The organism is Pseudomonas sp. A214 (assembly GCF_900156295.1).
GTDB lineage: Bacteria > Pseudomonadota > Gammaproteobacteria > Pseudomonadales > Pseudomonadaceae > Aquipseudomonas > Aquipseudomonas rhizophila.
This window is the reverse complement of record NZ_LT707062.1, coordinates 2992079-3015334: the sequence shown is the minus strand read 5'-3', so window position 1 is coordinate 3015334 and position 23256 is coordinate 2992079. Positions and strand designations below refer to the sequence as shown.

Annotated in this window: 23 protein-coding genes; 8 read left to right on the top strand and 15 right to left on the bottom strand. The window is 60.8% G+C overall.

The window, feature by feature from the left end; translation table 11 throughout:
- Nucleotides 1–88 precede the first annotated feature (88 nt).
- Nucleotides 89–496: a response regulator gene (locus BW979_RS13670; RefSeq protein WP_047227796.1), complete on the bottom strand. Its 408-nt coding sequence runs from the start codon at nucleotides 494–496 to the stop codon at nucleotides 89–91.
- A gap of 241 nt (nucleotides 497–737) precedes the next feature.
- Here BW979_RS13670 and BW979_RS13665 point away from each other — a divergent pair, with 241 nt between their 5' ends.
- Both BW979_RS13665 and BW979_RS13660 read left to right on the top strand, forming a co-directional pair.
- On the top strand, nucleotides 738–2684 hold the full coding sequence (locus BW979_RS13665) for a DNA topoisomerase III (RefSeq protein ID WP_076384023.1): 1947 nt from the start codon (nucleotides 738–740) through the stop codon (nucleotides 2682–2684).
- Between the two features lie 649 nt (nucleotides 2685–3333).
- Nucleotides 3334–3663 carry a hypothetical protein gene (locus BW979_RS13660; protein ID WP_047227794.1) on the top strand — a complete coding sequence of 110 codons (330 nt, stop codon included), beginning with the start codon at nucleotides 3334–3336 and terminating at the stop codon, nucleotides 3661–3663.
- A 54-nt stretch (nucleotides 3664–3717) separates the two neighbouring features.
- Here the strand turns inward: BW979_RS13660 and glsB are convergent, their stop codons facing one another.
- The gene (gene glsB / locus BW979_RS13655; RefSeq protein WP_047227793.1) at nucleotides 3718–4626 is read right to left on the bottom strand and encodes a glutaminase B; all 909 of its coding nucleotides are present in this window, start codon (nucleotides 4624–4626) and stop codon (nucleotides 3718–3720) included.
- A gap of 279 nt (nucleotides 4627–4905) precedes the next feature.
- On the opposite strand from glsB, the gene BW979_RS13650 reads away from it, so the two are divergent.
- Nucleotides 4906–5100, top strand: coding sequence for a hypothetical protein (locus BW979_RS13650; protein WP_047227792.1), 195 nt, complete (start codon nucleotides 4906–4908; stop codon nucleotides 5098–5100).
- Nucleotides 5101–5108: 8 nt separating this feature from the next.
- On the opposite strand, the gene BW979_RS13645 is transcribed toward BW979_RS13650, so the two are convergent.
- The 10 genes from BW979_RS13645 to BW979_RS13600 form a co-directional block, all read right to left on the bottom strand.
- Complete coding sequence (locus BW979_RS13645) at nucleotides 5109–6128, bottom strand: hypothetical protein (RefSeq protein ID WP_076384022.1); 1020 nt, start codon at nucleotides 6126–6128, stop codon at nucleotides 5109–5111.
- Between the two features lie 116 nt (nucleotides 6129–6244).
- Entirely contained in the window at nucleotides 6245–7651 is a 1407-nt protein-coding gene (locus BW979_RS13640; RefSeq protein WP_076384021.1) for a saccharopine dehydrogenase C-terminal domain-containing protein, read from the bottom strand.
- Nucleotides 7652–7777: 126 nt separating this feature from the next.
- A complete protein-coding gene (locus tag BW979_RS13635; protein ID WP_047227789.1) occupies nucleotides 7778–8578 on the bottom strand; it encodes a DUF3618 domain-containing protein in 801 nt (266 codons plus the stop codon).
- On the bottom strand, nucleotides 8575–9006 hold the full coding sequence (locus BW979_RS13630; RefSeq protein ID WP_076384020.1) for a phage holin family protein: 432 nt from the start codon (nucleotides 9004–9006) through the stop codon (nucleotides 8575–8577). The genes BW979_RS13635 and BW979_RS13630 overlap by 4 nt, the downstream gene beginning before the upstream one ends.
- Nucleotides 9003–9659: a hypothetical protein gene (locus BW979_RS13625; protein WP_076384019.1), complete on the bottom strand. Its 657-nt coding sequence runs from the start codon at nucleotides 9657–9659 to the stop codon at nucleotides 9003–9005. The genes BW979_RS13630 and BW979_RS13625 overlap by 4 nt, the downstream gene beginning before the upstream one ends.
- Before the next feature lie 249 nt (nucleotides 9660–9908).
- The gene (locus tag BW979_RS13620; protein ID WP_047227786.1) at nucleotides 9909–10838 is read right to left on the bottom strand and encodes a ZIP family metal transporter; all 930 of its coding nucleotides are present in this window, start codon (nucleotides 10836–10838) and stop codon (nucleotides 9909–9911) included.
- A gap of 109 nt (nucleotides 10839–10947) precedes the next feature.
- On the bottom strand, nucleotides 10948–11829 hold the full coding sequence (locus tag BW979_RS13615) for a manganese catalase family protein (RefSeq protein WP_047227785.1): 882 nt from the start codon (nucleotides 11827–11829) through the stop codon (nucleotides 10948–10950).
- Nucleotides 11830–12160: 331 nt separating this feature from the next.
- The gene (locus BW979_RS13610; protein ID WP_047227784.1) at nucleotides 12161–12475 is read right to left on the bottom strand and encodes a general stress protein; all 315 of its coding nucleotides are present in this window, start codon (nucleotides 12473–12475) and stop codon (nucleotides 12161–12163) included.
- Nucleotides 12476–12766: 291 nt separating this feature from the next.
- A complete protein-coding gene (locus BW979_RS13605; protein WP_076384018.1) occupies nucleotides 12767–12961 on the bottom strand; it encodes a metallothionein in 195 nt (64 codons plus the stop codon).
- Nucleotides 12962–13002: 41 nt separating this feature from the next.
- The gene (locus tag BW979_RS13600; protein ID WP_047227782.1) at nucleotides 13003–13266 is read right to left on the bottom strand and encodes a hypothetical protein; all 264 of its coding nucleotides are present in this window, start codon (nucleotides 13264–13266) and stop codon (nucleotides 13003–13005) included.
- Nucleotides 13267–13512: 246 nt separating this feature from the next.
- Between BW979_RS13600 and BW979_RS13595 the strand changes: the two genes are divergently transcribed.
- Nucleotides 13513–14352, top strand: a complete 840-nt coding sequence (locus BW979_RS13595) for an NAD-dependent protein deacetylase (RefSeq protein ID WP_076384017.1) — start codon at nucleotides 13513–13515, stop codon at nucleotides 14350–14352.
- A gap of 120 nt (nucleotides 14353–14472) precedes the next feature.
- Here BW979_RS13595 and BW979_RS13590 read toward each other — a convergent pair whose 3' ends face one another.
- Nucleotides 14473–15375, bottom strand: a complete 903-nt coding sequence (locus BW979_RS13590; protein WP_076384016.1) for a LysR family transcriptional regulator — start codon at nucleotides 15373–15375, stop codon at nucleotides 14473–14475.
- Between the two features lie 167 nt (nucleotides 15376–15542).
- On the opposite strand from BW979_RS13590, the gene BW979_RS13585 reads away from it, so the two are divergent.
- Genes BW979_RS13585 through BW979_RS13575 form a run of 3 tightly spaced genes read left to right on the top strand, consistent with a single transcriptional unit; the run spans nucleotide 15543 to nucleotide 18135 of the window.
- Entirely contained in the window at nucleotides 15543–16241 is a 699-nt protein-coding gene (locus BW979_RS13585) for a CoA transferase subunit A (protein WP_047227779.1), read from the top strand.
- A 35-nt stretch (nucleotides 16242–16276) separates the two neighbouring features.
- Nucleotides 16277–16942, top strand: a complete 666-nt coding sequence (locus BW979_RS13580) for a CoA transferase subunit B (protein WP_003180355.1) — start codon at nucleotides 16277–16279, stop codon at nucleotides 16940–16942.
- A gap of 11 nt (nucleotides 16943–16953) precedes the next feature.
- Nucleotides 16954–18135, top strand: coding sequence for an acetyl-CoA C-acetyltransferase (locus BW979_RS13575; protein WP_047227778.1), 1182 nt, complete (start codon nucleotides 16954–16956; stop codon nucleotides 18133–18135).
- A gap of 385 nt (nucleotides 18136–18520) precedes the next feature.
- Here BW979_RS13575 and BW979_RS13565 read toward each other — a convergent pair whose 3' ends face one another.
- Entirely contained in the window at nucleotides 18521–19234 is a 714-nt protein-coding gene (locus BW979_RS13565; protein ID WP_047227777.1) for a FadR/GntR family transcriptional regulator, read from the bottom strand.
- 304 nt (nucleotides 19235–19538) lie between these two features.
- On the opposite strand from BW979_RS13565, the gene gudD reads away from it, so the two are divergent.
- Complete coding sequence (gudD, locus tag BW979_RS13560) at nucleotides 19539–20882, top strand: glucarate dehydratase (protein ID WP_076384014.1); 1344 nt, start codon at nucleotides 19539–19541, stop codon at nucleotides 20880–20882.
- A gap of 131 nt (nucleotides 20883–21013) precedes the next feature.
- Here the strand turns inward: gudD and glgB are convergent, their stop codons facing one another.
- Nucleotides 21014–23248: a 1,4-alpha-glucan branching protein GlgB gene (glgB, locus tag BW979_RS13555; RefSeq protein ID WP_076384013.1), complete on the bottom strand. Its 2235-nt coding sequence runs from the start codon at nucleotides 23246–23248 to the stop codon at nucleotides 21014–21016.
- Nucleotides 23249–23256 lie beyond the last annotated feature (8 nt).

Genomic DNA, 23256 nt, shown 5'->3' with positions numbered 1-23256 from the left:
AATGACTCGCATTGTCATGGAGCGCATCGCCGCTTGCAACCCAAACCTGCACAGTCCCAGGCCTGCCACCTCACCCTCTTGGCATTGCTCAGTGCACAGAGTGATTTTTCACCGTGCTCTCCACCAGATCCAGCATCTGCCCCAGCGCCCAGGGCTTGGCGATGAACGAGGCGTGATGCTTGATCCCGGCGCTTTCCGGGGTTTCGAAACCGGACATGATCAACAAGGGTATCTGTGGCCACCGGTCGCCGGTCAAATTGGCCAGGTCCGCGCCGTTCAGTTTGCCGGGCATGGTGATATCGGTGAGTAACAAGTCCACATCGTCAGCGCTCTGCTTGAGGAATTCCAGCGCCGCGTCGGCGCTTTCCCGGGGCTCCACGGCAAAGCCCTCGTCTTGCAGGATCTCACACAGGAACTCCAGAATGGTCTGATCATCTTCAACGACGAGAATCAAACGCGCGGCCGCCTGTCCGTTGCCCTTTGGCATCGAATTCATGTAAGTGACTCTCCTTGACCCCATAAACGTTCTTTGCGGTTTCAACCGCTCTGCAAGTTATGAGCGATGCCCTTGCGAGAAATTCATTCTGCGTGCAAATACACCGCCAAACGTTGCGATAACCGCCCTGGAGCAACGCATCGCAACGTTTTATCTGTATATCCATACAGATAAAACTTGCTCCGACGCCCATCCATGACCATGCTACAGCCCCATGAAATCTGCTTAGGAAAAGGGCGCTATGCAGCTGTACCTGTGTGAAAAACCGTCCCAGGCCAAAGACATCGCTGCCGTGCTCGGTGCCACGCGCCGCGGTGACGGTTGCTGGCTGGGCGCGAACATCACAGTCACCTGGTGCATCGGCCATCTGCTGGAGACCGCCCCGCCCGACGCCTACGATGCCCGCTACAAGCGCTGGGTACTGGCAGACCTGCCTATCGTGCCGACGCAGTGGAAAATGACGGTCAAGCCGAAAACCGCGGGCCAGTACAAGGCGGTCAAGCGCCTGTTGGGGGAAGCCAAGACGCTGGTCATCGCCACCGACGCCGACCGTGAAGGCGAAATGATTGCCCGGGAACTGGTGGAGCATTGCCGCTACCGTGGGCCGATCCAGCGTCTATGGCTGTCGGCCCTGGACGAAGCGTCGATCCGCAAGGCCCTGGCCGCACTCAAGCCGGGCGCCGAAACCTTCAACCTCTACCATTCGGCCCTCGGCCGCTCCCGGGCCGACTGGCTGATCGGCATGAACATGAGCCGCCTGTTCACGCTGCTGGGGCGTCAGTCCGGTTATCAGGGCGTGCTGCCGGTGGGCCGCGTGCAGACCCCCACCCTGCGCCTGGTGGTGGATCGCGACCGCAGCATCGCGGATTTCGTACCGGTCGCCTATTGGGCCATCGACGTGCAACTGCGCCACGACGGCACTGTGTTCACCGCCCAGTGGCGCGCCGACCCGGATGCCTGCGACGATCAGGAACGTTGTTTGAACCAGGCCCTCGCCCAGGACGCCGCCCAAGCCATGGGCAACGCTGCCACCGCCCGGGTGATGAAAGTGCGCACCGAGCGCTTGCGCGAAGCGGCGCCGTTGCCGTTCGACCTGGGCACCCTGCAGGAAGTCTGCTCGAAGAAACTCGGCCTCGGCGCCCAGGAAACCCTGGACATTGCCCAGTCGCTCTATGAGACCTACAAGCTCATTACCTATCCGCGCAGCGATTGCGGTTTCCTGCCTTTGAGCCAGCACAGCGAAGCTGCGGCCATCCTCGCCGCCCTCGCCCAGGCCGACCCGGGTCTGGCGCCGCTGCGCGAGCACTTGCAGCCCCAACGCAAATCCCGGGCCTGGAACGACGCCAAGGTCAGCGCCCACCACGGCATCATCCCTACCGCTGCGGCGAAGAACCTCGACAAGCTCGCCGGCAAGCAGCGGGCCGTCTATACGCTGATACGGGCGCGATATCTGGCGCAGTTCCTGCCCAACCACGAATACGACCGGACCCAGGCCGACTTCGACTGCGCCGCCCAGGCATTGCGGGCCGTTGGCAAGCAAATCGTCGAACCCGGCTGGAAACGCGCCCTGCCCGAAGCGCTGGCTCCGGCACGAGGCCGTGAAGCACCGGCACCACAAACCTTGCCGGCCCTGGTCGAAGGTCGCGACTGCGCCGTGGACGAGGTCAAACTCAAGGACCTGTGGACCCAGCCCCCCAAACCGTTCACCGAGGGCGACCTGATCAAGGCGATGAAGAACGTTGCCCGGCTGGTGGAGGATCCGCAGCTCAAGCAAAAGCTCAAGGACACCACCGGCATCGGCACCGAAGCGACCCGGGCCTCGATCATCCAGGGCCTGCTCGACCGCGGTTACCTGGTGAAAAACGGCAAGGCCCTGTCCGCCACACCGGCGGCCTTCAGCCTGATCGATGCGGTGCCCCGCGCCATCGCCGATCCAGGCACTACCGCCATCTGGGAGCAGGCGCTGGACATGGTGCAAAGCGGAGAGATGAGCCTGGAAGAGTTCGTGACCCGCCAGGCCGCCTGGATGAGCAAGCACATCGCCCGCTGCCAGGGCATGAGCCTGACCATCAACGGCCCGGCCAGCCCTGCCGGCCGTGGAGCCACCCCATGGAAAAGCAAACGCAAGCCGGCCAAGCGCAAGGCCAGCGGTACACCTCGCAAGGCGAGCAAAGCCAAGACGACCTGATAAATACATGTTCGACGCGTCGCCCTGTGGGAGCGAGCCTGCTCGCGATAGCGTTATGATAGTCACCATGGATACCGACTGATACACCGCCATCGCGAGCAGGCTCGCTCCCACAGGGATATCTGCCCTGATCCAGAATTTTCATAACAAAACCATTTTGTCCGACAATATGTAGTGACCAAAAATAATCACTACAAAACCGTTGACGCCTCCGATTTGGCCTTGCATGATGCAGACGTCTCCCCGATCGGGAGTACAGGTAAATGCTTGAGCAAGCTCGTCTGACCGCCGAGCTGTTTTTTGGATAAGGGACTGCCCACAAGGCAGATTGAAGGTGCTGACCTGGCATGACCGTCCGGTGACAAGGACGAGAAACGTCGGCGACGATCCTCATGACGCGCGTGGTCGACCCTCGAAAGTTGACAATGCCTGAAGGTTCTTCGCTGTTTCTCTTCGTTGTAGCGCATTTGCGTAGCAGCCCTTCGATAACACTACACAACCGATGCACGACCCCGTCGAAGTCAGACGGCCGGGTGCTGACGGCCTGGTTTCGGTGCTAGCCATGCAGCACTGGACAGGCACTTACCGAAAGAAGCGAAGTTTTTGCGAACCACCAGACAGATCAACCAAATGGTCAAGGGGCTTACACATGAATCTGAATAATCAACCATCTATTGATGAACTGGCTCGCATGTTCGCAGCACACAAAGACACCCTGGACAGCCATATCCTGTGGATCAGCAAGAATGGCCAGGTCCATATGGACTGCCTGTCGCCGTTCACCCAGGAAGACGAATTCGAGAAGAATCAGCAGGACCTGTGTGCCCGGTTGAAGATGTACCGTCGTGGCCAGGGCTACGTCGGCAAGAAGGCCGCGGCCGACAAAGACTTCATGGGTCGCGTGCTGCAAACGCTGACCCAGGCGTGGCAGTCGATGCAGAACACCTCTGAAGTTCGGGTCATCGACCGCCTCTGCTGATCGCGCTTAAAACAAAGGGCCCGTTCCTGATTGGAACGGGCCTTTTTTTGGGCGTTAGAACACCGACCAGCCGATTCGTTGGCTGAGCAATTCCAGCGCCGCCATGCCTGCTAGGGAATTGCCCGCGACATTGAGTTCCGGCGACCAGACGCACACCGTGAAACGCCCCGGCACCACGGCAACAATCCCGCCGCCCACCCCGCTCTTGCCCGGTAGGCCAACGCGATAGGCAAAATTGCCGGCTTCATCGTACAGCCCGCTGGTGGCCATGATGGAGTTGACCTGCTGGGTCTGGCGGGCGCTCAGGATCTGTTCGCCACTGTGCTTGCAGAAGCCGTCGTTGGCCAGGAAGCAGAACGCCCGGGCCAGATCGATGCAGCTCATGCGCAACGCGCAGTGACTGAAATAGCTGCGCAGCACCGCTTCCACGTCGTTATGAAAATTACCGAAGGACTGCATCAGGTAGGCCATCGCCGCATTGCGGGCGCGGTGCTGGTATTCCGACTCAGCGACCTTGCCGTCCACCATGACCTGTGGATTGCCCGACAGGCGCCGTACGAAATCACGCATCGAAAGCGCTGGTGCGGCAAAACGCGACTGATTGATGTCGCAGATCACCAAGGCGCCGGCGTTGATGAACGGGTTGCGCGGCCGACCGCGTTCGAATTCCAGCTGCACCAGGGAATTGAAGGGCTGGCCGGAGGGCTCATGGCCCAGTCGCTCCCAGATTGCCTCCCCGGAATGGCCGATGGCCTGCACCAGGCTGAAAACCTTGGAAATACTCTGCACCGAAAACGGCGTTTCAGCGTCGCCTGAGCAATACATTTCGCCATCGTTGCCGTAGACGGCAATGCCCAACTGGTTGGCCGCAACGGTGCCAAGGGCGGGAATGTAGTCGGCCACCTTGCCCTGACCGATCAGGGGGCGAACCGCATCGAGGATCTCGTTCAACAATGCTTGCATATGCGCATGGGTCCAATCATTCCCCGTTCGAGTGCGGGGATACAGACGCTAGACGCTGATGGGTGCGATCAGAGCACACTCAATAGACCAGCAACATCTGTTGCGAGGCGATCCGTGGGAGCAAAGCTTGCTCGCGATCAAGCTCACGCGGTCTTTCTGGAACCGAATCGCCTGCTTCGCGGGCAAGCCTTGCTCCCACAGAATTCAAGAGATTTCATGGGCGCTTGTCATCCAATCGAGCGGTCTATAGTTGAAGGGATCAATCGGCAGGAGACATCGATGCGACAGATCATGCAGAAGGAACCCTGGTGGGCCTCGCCCCCCAGACCCGGTCAAGATGAAAGTGAGCTGGAATGGGGCTGGCTGGTGATCTACAGCGAAGGAGAGCCGCGCTTCGAATTCATCAAGGAGCGGCCCTCGGACGAACAGATCCGTCATCGCAAGGGTTGCCGCGTCACCCTCGGGGCAGAATGAACCGTCCGTCACGGTTTGATGGCTGGCAACTCCACCGCGCGATTGGCCAGGTCCGCCGCCACCAGGCTGCCTTCGATTTCCTCGGCCAGGTAGTACACCGGTGCCATCACCCCGCTGAGGGGATGCTTGAGCGACTGGAACCAGGCTTCGTCGAACGCTGCGCTGAGGCTCTTGCGGATTTGAGTCTCCATTTCCGGACGCTCGCCCTCATGAATGATCGCGCGAATCCCCGCCACGCCAACTGAGATCAACGCCCCCGCCGCTTTCCCGGCCACGGCCGCCGCCGCCCCGGCCGCACCTCGCGTGGCAAATTGCGCTTCGATTTTTTCACTGGTGCGTTGTGCCACCGTGGCGATCACCGCATCCGATGGCCCCGAACCTGTCACAGCGGCTTTGTTGACGTGGTCGATCAGCGCGGCGTACGCCGGCAATGTATTGAGGGGCTCGGTATGCGCCATCTCATACAACGAAGCGTTACGCGCCGCTGGCGGCCCCAGGCTGATGGCAGGAATGCCGTGCAGGCGCCGACTCATCAGCTCCGGCGGGATTCGGTGCTGGCGGGCAATCACTTGGACCTGTTGATTGAGCAGGCGCACGTAGTAGCCCGTCGCGTTGGCCCTGATCGCCTCGGGGTCGATTTCCACCGCCACAGGTGCCAGCACCTGCTCGCGGTACTGCTCTTGCAGGTAAACGGTCAGACGTCTGGCCGCGGAGTCCTCTTCGCCTTCGGCACTGGCGGCATACCAACTGACCTTCACCGCCAGCCATTCCTGGGTCCAGTAGCTGCTGAACCAGGGGATGAATTGAATCTCGGTCCGTTCATACACGAGCCGGCGCCAATGCTCCATCGAACCACGAGCGTAGAGCCCGGCCTGTTCGATAGCGCTTTTCGACGCGGCGACGATCTGCCGGTCAACCTGCCGCCAGGTATCCTGGGAAACCGCCACGGTGGCGACCTGCTGCTCGCGCGGCGACGTGGCGCACCCCGCCAGAACCAACAAAACGGCCAGCATCAGTGAACGCAGCACGATTGCGCCATCCCGAGGTCAAGTCATCCACGGGGTTGAGTATAGGTCGCGAGGAACACGGGCTTAGAAGGAATACACACAACCCATGTGGGAGCGAGCCTGCTCGCGATGGCGGCTCAAAACCGCGTGAAATGCTCGAACTGCCAATCATCCGCCGCCCCGTCCAGGGAACACGTGTGCACCGCGCCGGTCGGTCTCCAGTCGGTCTGCTTGCCCACCAAGGTACCGAGGTAAGGCCTGGCCACTTCCAGCACACGTTCGTAGTCCATGTGCTCTGGCTCGACGATGCCGCGATCCGGGTTTTCCACCGCCCAGACAATCCCCGACAAAACCCCCGCCGCCACTTGCAAACTGGTGGCATTGTTGAAGGGCAAGAGCGCCCGGGCTTCATCGATGGTCAATACCGAGCCGAACCAGTAGGCATTGAGTTCATGCCCCATCAGCAAGACGCCCAGCGCATCGGCTCCGATGCTGTCGATTTCACCGTTGAGAATGCGTTGCTGCTGTTGGCTCTGCCAGTCTCGACCGATCAACTCATGGATCGACAGCAAAGCATCGTTGCACGGGTGATAGGCGTAATGCAGTGTGGGGCGATAGATCAGTTTCTGCTGGTCCTTGAGTGTTAGCAGATCCGCTGTAGAGGCGGTTTCGTGATGGGTGATCATCAGCCCCAGGCACGGCCCGCCCAACGGTGTCCAGGTCTTGACCGGCACAGTGGCGCTCGGGCGCTCGAGGTAGATGGCATTGCGACTGCCGAAGCGGTGGCGCCTGGCAGACGTTGGCCAGGTGCGCTCGTGGGTGCCCCAGCCCAACTCGGCCGGTTGGTGGCCCTCGCTGATCAAGCCTTCCACCGACCACGTATTGACGAACTCATCGTCCTGCTTGAGGCGGCTGGAGCGCTGAGTGTCGCGCTCGGCAAAATGAATCACCTTGATGCCGGTCTCCATGCACAGCCTGGCCCAGTCCACGCCTTCGCGGTTCTGTGGCAAGCGATGGTTCAATTGCACGGCCAGTTCCACCAGGCCAGCCTTGAGCAGATGAGTGATCAAACCGGGGTTGGCGCCATGGGCCACGACGGCGGTCGGGCCATGGCCCAGTTTTTTGCGCAGGCCCAGCATCTGGTAGCGCAACGCGTAATTGGTGCGATGCGATAAATCCAATGAAGGGTCATCGTAGCCGCCGGCCCAAGGCTCAATGCAGGTATCCAGGTACAGCGCGCCCTTGCCGAAGGCATAAGTCATCAGGGCCAGCGAACTGACTTCCACCGACAGGTTGACGATGAAGTCGCCAGGTTTGATGAAGCGGTCCAGGGTCTGCGTGAAGGTGTGTTCAGTCAGCGCTTTGCGGACAAAGCAAATGCCCCGCTCCTTGAACCAGATATTTTTCTCGATCACGGGCGCAATGACCGTGATCTGATTGACCGGGACGTGATCCTGCCGCAACAGCAGCGGCAGCGTGGCCCGGGTAATGGAGCCAAATCCGATGAAGATCAGATGGCCCGAAAACCTGACCCGGTGCTTCATGTGCAGTCTCCCCGGAACGTTGACGATGGAGCCATGAAATACCGGTCACCGGACTTTGGCTACTGTCAGGCTCGACAGGCACCCGGCGCAGGCGTTGCCGGCCCTGCGCCGTGGACCGCGTTCAACTTAAGACGTGCCCAGCCCCTCAGACAGGTCCGTACCGGAACGCGCCTGAGCACGCGGTGAAGTTTCGTCACGATGCTCGGTGGTCTTGCTCACGCTATCGCGCACCGTTGCATACCCCTCGCGTGCCGCTTGCCTGGCCTTGTCGGCCAGATCGGCGCTGGTCTTGCCCATCACCCGCTGCTCAGTGGCAGTACTGGGCAGTGCGGCGCCGAGCATGGCGCCCAGCGCGATTCCCGCGGCCGCCATCATCAACGGTTGCTCCTTGAGCAGACGGCTGAATTGATCACCCAGGTCCTGCGAGCCATGGGCCACGCGCTCACCCGTCTCGTGAGCTTTGCTCCGGGCATGGCTGGCGCTGGCGCCCAAACCGTCGGCCAGATGCGAAGCCTTGTCCTTGAGATGATGAAACCCGTCGCGCAACGAGTCGGTGGTGCTGTGCAGATGCTCCTTGGCACTGTCCAGGCCACCGGCAAGCCCTTCGCTCCAGCCGCTGGCATCCTGGTCCGGCCCGACGCGATAACCGACCCGTGGCGGACGGTTCTGACCCAGCATCAGCCAGCACAGCCCCACGGTGGTCAGCACGGTGGGCACTGGGTTGTTGCGCACGGTGGTACCCAGGTTGCCAAAAAACTGCGACCCGTTGCCTTTGGCCAGGGTCAGCGCCTGGTCGAGCATCTGCCCCGGCGTGAACTTGCTGCCCAGGGCGTCGACGATATGGCTGATGTGGGCCCGTTGCTCGTCGATCTCGCGCTCGATGGTTTCCGGGCTCTTCTGGGATTCGGTTTTGAATTCATCCTTCATGAGACTTTCCTCCGCAGGGCTTCCTGGTCTTTGTTCAACGCATCGAGCGTTCGCTCAGGCTTGAAGTGGGACGGTTCGAATTGCTTCTTGCCCGACTGCACCATGATGAAACCAATGATCATGACCACTGCGCCGACGATCAACGCCGCGAGCCAGGGCTGCATGATCGTGCTCAAGCCATAGACCACCGCCATCAGCAAGATGATAAAACCGGCCAGCAGCACCATCGCGCCACCGGCCACCCCGGCGATACCCGCTTTCAAAGTGTTCAGGCTCGCTTGGAATTCGGCCTTGGCCAGTGCCAGCTCCTTGGTAAAAAGCGAGGGGACTTCATGGGTCAATTGCTTTAACAGCCCCATCACTGACGCATCGTTATCGGGCACCGACGTCCCGACGGGACGCTGAATATCTGGGTCTGGTCGGTTCATTGCAATTCTCCTCGGGTATTGGCCGAACCGGGCAACGAGCCGGTAGTGGCATCACTGGGCTGGTCCTGGGTGCCGGACGCAGCGGGAGTGCTGGCGGTGGCGTGGCCGCCGGCAGAATTGACGCCCGGTGCGATAGGATCCGGGTTCGGATCAAAGGGTCCACGGGCGGCAAATCCTCCGCTTGGCGGGCTTGAGTGGCCGGCGGCGGGATCGACTACTTCGGCCGGGACAGGCGAGCTGCCGGCCTTCAGAAACCGCGACAGGCCAAACCCCACCGCTACGCTGCCGACCAGGAACAGACCCGGGTTTTCCCGAGCCAGTCGAGAACCATCGTGCAGCAATTGCTCGGCGCTCATGTGGCGTAATTTGCTGGACAGGCCGCTCATCGAATCGGCCATGTCTGCCAAATAGTGGGACAGGCCCAGGGTGTCGTTGGCTTCGATTTCCGACACGGCTGACTTGGCACCACGCGCCAGTGCATCGATCTGATCCGCTGCCGTATCGCGGTATTGGCCGAAATGCGCATCGGCCTGCTCACGAGCGCTGCCGATGGCCTCGCTCACGTCCTCCTTGATGTGGTTCAGGTGATCCTCGGGTCGGGCCTGGCCCGCCGTGCCGTTTTCTCGCTCGGGGTTGTTGTCCGGGATAGTCATGTCTGCCCATCGCCTCCGTGATGAATACTCGATACCGGGAAGCCCCGAGGGGTGCCCGACTACGTGCCTCTCAGTACAGATGACGGAGCAGGTTGAGGCGTAGTTCAAACGAGTTTCACTGCGGGACGCCGTGCGGTATCACAGGCCGCTGGTTTGTCTGCGGGCACAAAAAAATCGGGCGCTGGCGCATTCGCCAGGCCCGATTTCGATCCTGCTGATACCCTTCGTGGTTCAGTGCTCGACGGCCTGCTAACCCAGTGCCGTGTCGAGGAACATCATCACCGCAAACCCCATCATCAACCCCAGCGTGGCTGGCGTTTCGTGGCCGTTGCGGTGGGTTTCCGGAATCACTTCGTGGGACACCACGAAGATCATGGCCCCCGCCGCCAGCCCCAGGCTAATGGGATACGCCACGGCCACGCCCGAAGACATGCCCAGCCCGATCACCGCGCCCAGTGGCTCCATCAGCCCCGAGCCCACCGCGATCAGCGCGGCACGCAGCGCACTGATCCCGGTGACTCGCAGCGCCATGGCGATGGCAAGCCCTTCGGGGATGTCCTGGATCGCAATGGCAGTGGTCAGGGGCATGCCGACCCGCAGATCACCGTTAGCAAAACTGACGCCGATGGCCATGCCCTCGGGCAAATTGTGCAAGGTGATGGCCAGCACGAACAACCAGACACGGTTGATGCGTTCCGATTGCGGACCGCGCCGGCCACTCACTTCATGTTCGTGGGGCACGAAACGGTCAAGGCCGATCATCAGGAGCACGCCCAGACCCAGGCCGACCACAACGACAAACGCGGCGAGCAGTTGATTGCCCACGATACTTTGTGCCGCTTCGATACCCGGCAGGATCAGCGAAAACGAACTGGCGGCGAGCATCATGCCCGCGGCAAAACCGAGCATGATGTCCTGGGTCCGCGAGGAGATATCACGCAGCACTACCGCCATCAACGCGCCCAGCGCCGTGGCGGCGAAACCGGCGGTGCCGCCCAGAACGGCGTAGCCCAGGTTGTGCCGGTCGGCCCCCACCAATGCGTTGTAACCGCTGTAGAGCAACAGCGCGGCGATCACCGCCAGCCCCAGCCAGAAGCTTACCCCCAGCAGCAGGTTGTTTTGCACAGGATCCAGCCAGGTACGCCAGGGCGATCGGATCCGGGAGGTGGGCTGGTCCATCGAATATCCTTACTGGTTTTGCGCCAGGTCATGTCTGATCGTTCCCCCAACGAGGGGTCCGCTCAAACGCAATTTTCAGGCGAAGGAGCCAGGCCCCCTCGCCGGTTTCCTACAGTTTGTCACCTTGCATCCCTGAACCCAAGTCGGCACCTGTCATGGGGTCGCTTTCCGGGTTGGACATGGTCCGCGCCTTCATGTCCATCAGCAGCGCTTCGTCTTTCTTGCTCAGTTGCACACTCGCCAGACCATCGCCGCCATCCACCGCCGGCGTTGGGTTCTCGACGAATTCCCACTCATCGCCCTGGTTCCATGGGCCACGCACCGAAGGCTCGCCTTGGGACATGTTGAAGTACACGTTGGTGAACTCTGGCATGCCTGGCAGTTTACCTTGAGGGAAATTCGGCTGGATCGAGTGCAGGGCTTTCTCGAAGGACATCTGGTGCGCGATTTCACGGGTCATCAAAAAGCCCAGCGCTTCTTTTACCCCAGGATCATCGGTGAGATTCATCAGGCGCTCATAGATGATTTTCGCCCGTGCCTCGGCGGCGATGTTGGACCGCATGTCCGCTGTCGGCTCACCTATGGTGTCGACGTAAGCGGCTGTCCAAGGTACACCGGCCGAATTGGTCAGCGGGGAACCGGCGCCATAAAGCAGGCTGGTGATGTGAGAGTCGTTGCCGGCACCGTTGATGTCCCGGTACAGCTGACCTTCCTTTTCCACACCCTCGGCCATTCGGCCCTTGGCGCCTTTATTGAGCATCACAATGATCGAGCCGATCACCTCTAGATGACTGAGCTCTTCGGTGGCAATGTCCATCAACAGATCCTTGCGGCCGGGATCATCCTCGGACAGGGCCTGGGTGAAGTAGCGCGACGCCGCCGCCAACTCGCCCTGGGCACCGCCGAACTGTTCAAGCAACAGATTAGCCAGCCCTGGGTTAGGCTCGGCGACACGTACGGTGTACTGCAGTCTTTTGTTATGTAAGAACATGATGAAACTCCTCGTTCAGGACACAAGCCAAAGGGACACTGCCGGGGGCAGGCCCACAGAAAATCTGAAGAAGTTAAACAGTTAAAATTTATCTTTTATTTAATAAACGAGACGAACGGTAATCGGTAAGGCGCACTTGCAGAAATGCCAGGTAACTGAACAACTTACCCTCCCCTCACGCTTGAAGACATTCCTTGCCGCGATCCCGTTGTATATAAATCCGACAGGCCCCATGCGATTAACACAGGGCCCGTAACGTCATTGAGTATTCAGAGTTGCGCCCATGATCCTGGCTGTTTCCAGGGCCTTTTTGACTTGTTTCGGAAACTGTCTAGCGGTCGCTGGTAACGTTGTCGCCGGATGCCTGACCGCCCTTTCGACCGGCCTCGGAGGCCCGCTCAGGGTCTTTGGCAAAATTGCCACCCGAGGCTTGGCCACCTTTTCGGCCGGCGGCGGCGGCTCGTTCCGGGTCATTGGCAAAATTGCCGCCCGAAGCTTGCCCCCCCTTGCGCCCGGCCTCGGATGCGCGCTGCGGATCATTCGCGAAGTTACCACCTGACACGTGGCCGCCCTTCTTCCCCGCTTGCGATGCCTTTTCACGATCGTTAGCGAAATTGCCAGGATTCTTATTTCCTGTGTTAGCCATTTCATTCACCTCGTTAGTTGATGTTGCGAACCTGCTGACTCCTCACAATCTGAAAGTCTGGCGCCGACAAGGTTTTAAACACATCTTGAAAACAGCGACGAACGGCTCATGCAATCCCACACTCTCACTGCGGCGTCGAGTTACAACGGCCTTTCAAAGAAATGACGCCCAATAATGAATTCAACTACTCAACTTGAGCGATACCCATCGTTAGCGGGCCGCAATCTCGGTTTATATTCAGGATGAAATGGGATAGCTGGGCGCAAAGGTGTCCTCCAGCGCTTCATCCCGTTAATTGCCATCCATGTCTGGCCCGCCATTCTTGCCGCTGCGTTCGCAATGGCAATCCGGTGCCGGACAAGGTTCAACGTTTGGATGTTGGTCGGCGCAGGCTTGACTGCAATAGGCCTCGCCATCGCGATTGAACACCTGTTGCGGGTCCACATCGCATTGGCAATCGGGGCAACCGCACTTTAACTCGCTCATGTTCGTTCTCCTGGGTTCCGGTTTTAAAGCTGTCGTCAGGATCACACCAGCAATTGAACCTCAAGGTTCGCCGCCGCAACGCCATGGTTCGCCACATAAACCTCGGCGGTCCAGCCTTTGGTCAGGTTGCGATAAGACTGGGTGCCCAAGGCCTTGCCACTGTCCCACTCCATGACGTCACCAATATCGATGTCGTTGGCGGAATCGAGCTCAAGGACTGTGTGGTTGTCTTCTTCCTCGACGTACACACCGACCATTGCTCTCTGTCGATTGATGGCCCGTACTTCACCGGTGGTCTGTTTCATACGCCTCCTCTTCTCGGTGCGTTAGATGCCGAAGCACGTCAGCGGCAGCATTTTTCACACTCAGCGCTTGGGGTCGACACAGCATTGCAACACGACAGTTTTGAGTGCCGTTCATAGAGGTGGATGTCGCGCAACCGGGGAAAGTTTGAAGAAACAACAACGCAGTGCGACGAAAGGCATTCCCACAGCCCTCTCGACGAGCCACGGTGCTAACCTCAACGACTCCAGGCCAGCGGAGCGACATCTATGCCCGACGACTTTCACCGTCAACCGATCGATCAATTGCTGGAGCATATGGCCGGGCGCCGTTTTCTGGTGCTCACCGGTGCCGGCATCAGCACCCCGTCGGGCATTCCCGACTACCGGGACAGCGAGGGTGTGCGACGGGGTCGGCAACCCATGATGTACCAGGAGTTTCTCGCCAAACCCGAAGCACGGCGGCGCTACTGGGCGCGGGCGATGCTGGGCTGGCCGCGGGTCCGTCAGGCCCGGCCGAACGTGGCCCACGAGGCGTTGGCGATGTTGCAGGCGCACCAACGCATCAGCGGCCTGATCACCCAGAATGTCGACACCCTGCATGACCAGGCTGGCAGCCACGACGTGATCGAACTTCACGGAAGCCTGCATCGGGTGTTGTGTCTGGATTGCGAGCAGCGCAGTGAGCGCCAGCAGATCCAGCTGTTGATGCAAGCGCAGAATCCTTACCTGGCCGGTGTCGACGCGGTTCAGGCGCCGGACGGCGATACCCTGCTGGATGCCGCGTTCGAGGCGCGCTTCCAGGTGCCCCGCTGCCCTCATTGCGACGGCGAGCGCTTGAAACCCGACGTGGTGTTTTTCGGCGAAAACGTCGCCGCCATCACCGCCGCTCGCGCCATGCAAGCCGTCGAACAGGCGGACGGCCTGCTGGTGGTGGGCTCGTCGCTGATGGCGTGGTCGGCGTTTCGCCTGTGCCGGGCGATCAAGGAACGGGGCAAGCCGCTGCTGGCGATCAACCGGGGCAAGACACGGGCCGATGAGTTGCTGGATCTCAAGCTTGAAGAGCCTTGTGAGCAACTGCTGCCGCTGCTGACTCAACGCCAGTTCTAACAGCACCGCAGCCCCCCTGTGGGAGCGAGCCTGCTCGCGATTGCGGCGGCACATCCAGCATAAAGGCTAGCTGAACCACCGCTATCGCGAGCAGGCTCGCTCCCACAAGGGAACCGTGGTTTACCGCGTGGTCAACTGCGCACCGATGTCCTGATCCCTGAGCGTATCGAACAACGCCTGCGCCGCCGCCGACAGTTCATGCCCCGGCTTGGTCAGCACACCGATGGCCCGTTCTATCACTGGATCGCTGAGGGTGATGCAGCGGGCGCCCAGCTCATGCATCTGCCCGACACACAGCGCCGGGACCGCACTCACCCCCAACCCGCTGGCGACCATCCGTCCAACTGTCGCCAACTGATGGCTCTCGAATTCCACCGGCAGTTTCATGCCTCGGTTTTGCAAATGCTCCTCCAGCATCACCCGCACAGTGGAGGGCCTTTGCAGCGTGATAAACGGCTGCTCCAGCAGCGTCTGCCACTGGATCTCACGGCGCTGCGCCAGTGGCGAGTCCAGCGGCACCACCGCGACAAAGCGGTCCAGATACAACGGGGTAAAGGCCAGCGACGAGCTCTGCATCGGCTCGAACGCGACCCCCAGTTCAACGTGCCGATCACGAACCATTTCCAGCACCTGTTCGTTGATCACATCGTTGACCGTGACGTTGACATTCGGATAGCGGGCGCGGAAGGTCTTGAGGATCGGCGGCAGCAGGTTGCCGGCAAAGGACGGCATTGCCGCCAAGGTGACGCGGCCGCGTTGCAAGGTGAAGCGTTGGCGCATTTCATCCTCGGCGTTGTCCCAATCGGCAACCAGGCGCCGGGCCAGGGGCAGCAGCGATTCGCCTTCAGGCGTCAGCGCCACGTTGCGAGTATTGCGACTGAACAGACGCCCGCCCAAGCCTTCTTCCAAGGCCTTGATGGTCAGGCTCAGGGCCGACTGGGACAGGTGCAGCCGCTCGCAGGCCACGGCGAAGCTCAGGCTTTGGGCCACGGCGAGAAAAGCGCGGATTTGCTTGAGGGTCATGGGTCGCTGTGCTCCCGGCGGCAAGCGGTCAGTTTCAAGCCGCAAACGGATATCGGCAATTAGTGAGTTTTATCAATCAATCCAACCTAAAAATCAACTTAACAAATATATGACTTGGCGCAACACTGCGTTTCATTGCGACCCCATCAAGAATAAAAGAGGTGTCTATGGCAGGTTTCGACAAACGTGTGAGTAGCTACGAAGAAGCGCTGGAAGGCTTGCAAGACGGCATGACGGTGATCGCTGGCGGCTTCGGCCTCTGCGGCATCCCGGAGAACCTGATCGCCGAGATCAAGCGCAAGGGTATCCGCGACCTCACCGTGGTTTCCAATAACTGCGGCGTCGACGGTTTCGGTCTGGGTGTATTGCTGGAAGATCGGCAGATCCGCAAGGTGGTTGCCTCTTACGTCGGCGAAAACGCTCTTTTCGAAAAGCAGCTGCTGAGCGGCGAAATCGAAGTCGTGCTCACCCCGCAAGGCACCCTCGCCGAAAAAATGCGCGCCGGCGGCGCGGGCATTCCGGCCTTCTTCACCGCCACCGGGGTCGGCACGCCAGTGGCCGAAGGCAAGGAAGTGCGTGAATTCCATGGCCGCCAGTACCTGATGGAAGAATCCATCACCGGCGACTTCGCCATCGTCAAAGGCTGGAAAGCCGACCATTTCGGCAACGTGGTCTATCGCCATACTGCCCAGAATTTCAACCCGTTGGCGGCCACAGCCGGCAAGATCACCGTGGTTGAAGTCGAAGAAATCGTCGAACCGGGCGAGCTGGACCCGACGCAGATCCATACCCCAGGCATCTACGTCGACCGGATCATTTGCGGCACGTTCGAAAAGCGCATCGAACAGCGCACCGTGCGTAAGTGATCCCCTGCCCCCGGCCCGAATGAAGGAATAACAACATGGCACTTTCCCGCGAACAAATGGCTCAACGCGTCGCCCGCGAAATGCAGGACGGCTACTACGTGAACCTGGGCATCGGCATTCCGACCCTGGTCGCCAACTACATCCCCGAAGGCATGGAAGTCATGCTGCAGTCGGAAAACGGCCTGCTCGGCATGGGCGCGTTCCCTACCGAAGCCGAGGTCGATGCCGACATGATCAACGCCGGCAAGCAGACCGTCACCGCACGTATCGGCGCCTCGATCTTCTCTTCGGCAGAATCCTTTGCCATGATCCGTGGCGGGCACATCGACCTGACCGTGCTGGGCGCCTTCGAGGTAGACGTGGAAGGTAACATTGCCTCGTGGATGATCCCTGGCAAGCTGGTCAAGGGCATGGGCGGCGCGATGGACCTGGTGGCCGGTGCCGAGAACATCATCGTCACCATGACTCACGCGTCCAAGGACGGTGAGTCGAAACTGCTGCCCCGGTGCAGCCTGCCGCTGACCGGTGCCGGTTGCATCAAGCGCGTGCTGACCGACCTGGCCTACCTGGAAATCCAGGACGGCGCCTTCATTCTCAAAGAACGTGCCCCAGGCGTCAGCGTCGAGGAAATCGTCGCCAAGACTGCCGGCAAACTGATCGTGCCGGACCACGTGCCTGAAATGCAGTTCGCTGCCCAGTGAGGAGAGATTCGATGCAAGAAGTCGTGATTGTCGCCGCCACCCGTACCGCCATTGGCAGTTTCCAGGGTTCGCTGGCCTCCATTCCCGCACCGCAACTCGGTGCCGCGGTGATTCGTCGGTTGCTGGAACAGACCGGTTTGTCCGGCGAGCAGGTCGATGAAGTGATTCTTGGCCAAGTGCTGACCGCAGGTTCCGGACAAAATCCGGCGCGCCAGGCGTCGATCCTCGCCGGCCTGCCCCACGCGGTGCCGGCGCTGACCCTGAACAAGGTCTGCGGCTCGGGGCTCAAGGCCTTGCACCTGGGTGCCCAGGCGATCCGCTGTGGCGATGCCGAGGTGATCATTGCCGGCGGCATGGAAAACATGAGCCTGGCTCCGTACGTACTGCCGGCTGCCCGCACTGGCCTGCGCATGGGCCATGCGCAGATGATCGATAGCATGATTACCGATGGTCTGTGGGATGCGTTCAACGATTACCACATGGGCATCACCGCCGAAAACCTGGTGGACAAGTACGAGATCAGCCGCGAGGAGCAGGACGCCTTTGCCGCCGCTTCCCAGCAGAAGGCCGTGGCGGCGATTGAAGGTGGCCGGTTTGCTGATGAGATCACGCCGATCCTGATTCCCCAGCGCAAAGGCGATCCTGTGGCCTTCGCCACCGACGAACAACCCCGGGCCGGCACCACCGCTGAATCCCTGGGCAAGCTCAAGCCGGCGTTCAAGAAGGACGGCAGCGTTACCGCCGGCAATGCCTCGTCGCTGAACGATGGCGCCGCCGCCGTGCTGCTGATGAGCGCGGAAAAAGCCAAGGCATTGGGCTTGCCGGTACTGGCGAAAATCAGCGCCTATGCCAATGCGGGGGTAGACCCGGCAATCATGGGCATCGGCCCGGTGTCGGCTACCCGCCGCTGCCTGGACAAGGCCGGCTGGTCTTTGGACCAACTGGACCTGATCGAAGCCAACGAAGCCTTCGCCGCCCAGTCACTGGCCGTGGCCAGAGAGCTGAAATGGGACATGGAAAAGGTCAACGTCAATGGCGGCGCCATCGCCCTGGGCCACCCGATCGGTGCTTCGGGTTGCCGAGTGCTGGTGTCGCTGCTCCATGAAATGATCAAGCGCGACGCCAAGAAAGGCCTCGCCACGCTGTGCATCGGCGGCGGTCAAGGCGTGGCCTTGGCGCTGGAACGAGCGTAACCGGCAAAGGGTTCAACAGTGGTTGAGCGGACCCACGAACATCCGCCCATCCACTGGCAACACAACCGGCGCAACCTGGGTTGCGCCGGTTTTTTTTGCCTGCTGGTTTTGAGCATGATCTGCCGGCCTCATCGCGAGCAGGCTCGCTCCCACAGGGATCTCGGGCGGTTGCAAGATTGGCGTCCACCACCGATCCATTGTGGGAGCGAGCCTGCTCGCGATGGTGGTGGGTCAGCTTGCATCGATGCTGAATGTGCCGGCCCATTCGCGAGCAAGCCCGCTCCCACAGGGGATTGGGTTTTAAGCACAAAATCGAAGAACACCACCGATCCACTGTGGGAGCGAGCCTGCTCGCGATGGCGGTGGGTCAGGCGACGATGAGCTTTCAGGCCCCCGCGCCAAACCGGTCGCGACTGTTGGTCAGGTGCAGCCACATGGCGGCGCGGGCGGCGTCCGGGTCCTGGCGTTTGATGGCATTGAAAATGGCCTCGTGCTCCAGATTAGCCAACTGCGCCAGTTTCCCCAGGTCCGCTTGACCGCGTTCGACCACGTTCACTCGGGTTCGGGGAATCATCGCACTGCCCAGATGCTGCATGATTTCGACAAAACAGGTGTTGTCCGTGGCTTCAGCGATGAGCAAATGAAAGCGCCGGTCGGCGTCGACGCAACTGTCGTTATTGCTGAGCAACCGCTGGTAATCATCCAGGGCCTGGCGCATCTGCTGCAGTTGGCGTTCGTTGCGCCGTAAGGCCGCCAGGGCCGCTGCCTGGGTTTCCAGGCCCAGGCGCAGTTCCAAGATCCCCCGCACACCTGCGGCGGTGTCGACATTGAGCCTCAGGCCCGGCTCACCGGTCTGCTCCAGCACAAAGGTGCCGATGCCGTGGCGAGTTTCCACCAGCCCCGAGGCCTGCAGCTTGGATATCGCCTCGCGCACCACCGTGCGGCTGACACCATGGGCCTGCACAATGGCACCTTCCGACGGCAGTTTTTCCCCCGGTTTCAACTGCCCCAGCAAAATGCTCTGGCTCAGCTTCGCCACCAGGTCATGGGCCAGGTTGTGGGTGCGTTTGCGCGGCGTTGCCTCGATGTCTGGGTGCATGGGCCGTGGGTCCTCGAAACGGAGCAGACGGGTCGTGAGGTAAAAACTCCACGCCCCTTAGCTTGTATGACAAGTGCAATCATCTCAGTCATCGAACGGTTCCGCCAGCGCTAAACTGATCTTCCCCATGTTTCTTTTCTTTGCTAAAAAATCCAGCAAATTAAGGTGTTTCCGAGTTTCTTAAGGCAATTCATCCAAAAAAACCGACCAGCCTCCCTTGTAAGATAAAAAAATCAAGTTGTATGATGTCTATCAACATCGCCTTCCTGCGATGCCCCGCATAAAAACAACGAGTGGGAAAAACATGCAGACCCAAGAAGCCACCAAAGCCCCCATCATCACCAGCATGCAGGTCGTGCCGGTGGCCGGTCATGACGGCATGCTGCTGAATCTCAGTGGCGCCCATGGCCCGTTCTTTACCCGCAACATCGTCATTCTCAAAGACAACGCCGGCCACACCGGCGTGGGCGAAGTGCCCGGCGGCGAGCGCATTCGCCAGACCCTCGAAGACGCCCGCTCGCTGGTGGTCGGCAGCCCCATCGGCACCTATCAGAAGATTCTCAACACCGTACGCCAGGCCTTCGCCGACCGGGATGCCGGTGGTCGTGGCTTGCAGACGTTCGACCTGCGCATCACCATTCACGCGGTCACCGGCCTGGAAGCGGCGTTGCTGGACCTGCTGGGCCAGCACCTGGATGTACCGGTAGCCGCACTGCTCGGCGAAGGCCAGCAGCGTGATGAAGTGAAAATGCTCGGTTATCTGTTTTATGTGGGTGATCGCCAGCAAACTGACCTGCCCTACCGCAGCGAACCGGACGCCGACAACGACTGGTTCCGCGTACGCCACGAAAAAGCCCTGGACGCCGACGCCGTGGTGCGCCTGGCCGAAGCCGCTCATTCGCGTTACGGCTTCCAGGACTTCAAGCTCAAGGGCGGCGTGCTCAAGGGCGACGAAGAAATCGAAGCCGTCACCGCCCTGGCCGAACGCTTCCCTCAGGCACGTATCACCCTGGACCCGAACGGCGCCTGGTCACTCAAGGAGGCCATCCGCCTCTGCCGGGACCAGCACAAGGTCCTGGCATACGCCGAAGATCCTTGTGGTGCCGAGAACGGTTATTCGGGCCGTGAGGTGATGGCCGAGTTCCGCCGCGCCACCGGTCTTAAAACCGCCACTAACATGATCGCCACCGATTGGCGCGAAATGGGCCATGCCATCACCTTGCAGTCGGTGGACATTCCCCTGGCCGACCCACACTTCTGGACCATGCAAGGTTCCGTTCGAGTGGCGCAGATGTGCAACGAATGGGGCCTGACCTGGGGTTCGCACTCCAACAACCACTTCGACATTTCTCTGGCGATGTTCACCCACGTAGCGGCGGCCGCACCGGGTGAAATCACGGCGATCGACACGCACTGGATCTGGCAGGATGGCCAGCGGCTGACCAAGGCTCCGTTGCAGATCCAGGGTGGCTGCGTACAGGTGCCAAAAAAACCGGGACTGGGGATCGAGCTGGACACCGACCAATTGGCCAAGGCTCATGAACTGTACAAAGGGATGGGGCTTGGCGCACGTAATGATGCGGTCGCAATGCAGTATCTGATTCCGGGCTGGACGTTCAACAACAAGCAGCCGTGCCTGGTGCGCTGAACGAACCTTCTGGCTGAGCACCTATCCAGGTGGGAGCGAGCCTGCTCGCGATGAAGGCGGCACATCCAACATCGCAACCGCATCGCGAGCAGGCTCGCTCCCACAGGGTTAGTGCATGATAGGACCTGCTCCTAACCCTCCGGCCGCAGAATCAACACCGCCAATGGCGGCAAGTTGAGTTCCAGCGACAGCGCCTGGCCATGGCTGGGCACTTCTTCGGTGAAGGCACCGCCGCTGTTACCGTAGTTGGAACCGGCATAGGTGTCGGCGTCACTGTTGAGCAATTCCACCCAGCGCCCGGCGAACGGCACGCCGATGCGGTATGCCGCGCGCGGCACGGGCGTGAAGTTGGCAACCACCAGCACCGGTCGACCTTCCTTGCTCCAACGCAACCAGGCGTAGACGCTGTTCACCGCATCATCACCAATCAGCCACTGGAACCCCTGAGGCGCGTCGTCCTGATCGTGCAGCGCCGGCTCTTCGCGATAGAGACGGTTCAGGTCGCTCACCAGCTTCTGCACCCCACGGTGCTCCGGGTATTGCAACAGGTACCAGTCCAGCTGCTGGTCGTGGTTCCACTCGCGCCATTGGCCGAACTCGCAGCCCATGAACAGAAGCTTCTTGCCGGGATGGCCCCACATGAAACTCAGATAGGCCCGCAAGTTGGCGAATTTCTGCCAGCGATCGCCCGGCATCTTGTCGATCAGCGAGCGTTTGCCATGCACCACTTCGTCATGGGAGATCGGCAGGACAAAGCGCTCGGACCACGCATACATCAGGCCGAAACTCAGCTCGTTGTGATGATGAGCGCGGTACACCGGGTCCTGCTGGATGTAATGCAGCGAATCGTGCATCCAGCCCATGTTCCACTTATAGGCAAAACCCAGGCCGCCCTGTTGCGTGCTCTGACTGACGCCGGGCCAGGCGGTGGACTCTTCGGCGATAACCAACGCACCGGGGGTTTCCAGCGCCACCACGTCATTGAGGTGCCGCAGGAAGTCGATGGCTTCCAGGTTCTCCCGTCCACCGTGGCGATTGGGTACCCATTCGCCGGCCTTGCGTGAATAGTCGCGATACAACATCGAGGCGACGGCATCCACACGCAGGCCGTCGATGTGGAAGTGCTTCAGCCAATGCAGCGCCGAAGCGAGCATGAAACCATGGACTTCGGTGCGTCCCAGGTTGTAGATCAGGGTGTCCCAATCCTGGTGAAAGCCTTCCAGCGGGTTGCCGTATTCGTACAGCGCGGTGCCGTCGAACTGGGCCAGACCGTGGGTATCGGTGGGGAAATGCGCCGGCACCCAATCGAGAATCACGCCGATGTCGGCCTGGTGACAGGCATTGACGAACGCCGCGAAATCGTCCGGCGTGCCGAAACGCGCCGTCGGGGCAAACTGTGAAAGCGGCTGGTAACCCCAGGAACCCCCGAACGGATGCTCCATGATCGGCATCAGCTCGATGTGGGTGAACCCCAGGTCCTTGACGTACGGAATCAGCCGTTCGGCCATTTCGTGCCAGGTGTATTGCCGGGCAACTTCTCCCGCCTCGTCGATTTCGCACTGCCAGGAGCCGGCGTGCAATTCGTAGATCGACAGCGGTGCGCCAGGCAACTGCCGCTCGCGACGATCTTGCATCCATTGCCCATCCTGCCACTCGATTTTCAGCGGCGCGGCGACCTTGGAAGCGGTATCCGGCGGCATTTGAGTGGCCAGCGCCACCGGGTCAGCCTTGAGCGGCAAAATGCCGTGGGCGCCGAGGATTTCATATTTGTAACCCTCGCCCGCGCCAAGCCGCGGGATGAACAACTCCCATACCCCGGACGGATAACGGATGCGCATTGGATGCCGGCGCCCGTCCCAGACGTTGAAATCGCCCACCACCGAGACTCGTCGCGCATTCGGTGCCCATACGGCAAAGCGCACGCCGTCGACGCCATCGACAGTGGTCAACTGCGCCCCCAGACAGGAACTGAGGTCGCGATGATTGCCTTCGGCAAACAGATATAGGTCCATTTCCCCCAGCAGTGGCCCGAAGCTGTAGGGGTCTTCGGCCACCTGCTCACCGCCGGCCCAGCGGGTGCGCAACAGGTAGGGTTGGGCGCGGTCGAAATGGCCGACAAACAGCCCCGGGGTTTCGCTGAGCTGCAAATCGCCCAGGACTTCGTCGCCATCGCGGGCCAACACTTGCACGCTCAAGGCGCCGGGCAGGTACGCCCGGATGAACTGCCCGCCGGCACCATCGCCGTGGGGACCAAGGATGGAAAACGGGTCCTGATGTTCTGCGCGCACCAGCGCGTCGATGTCATGGGGGGACGGCAGCAACGACTCTTTGGCCTGCCCCTGTGGTTCTTTGTTCGAGACACTCATGATTCTCT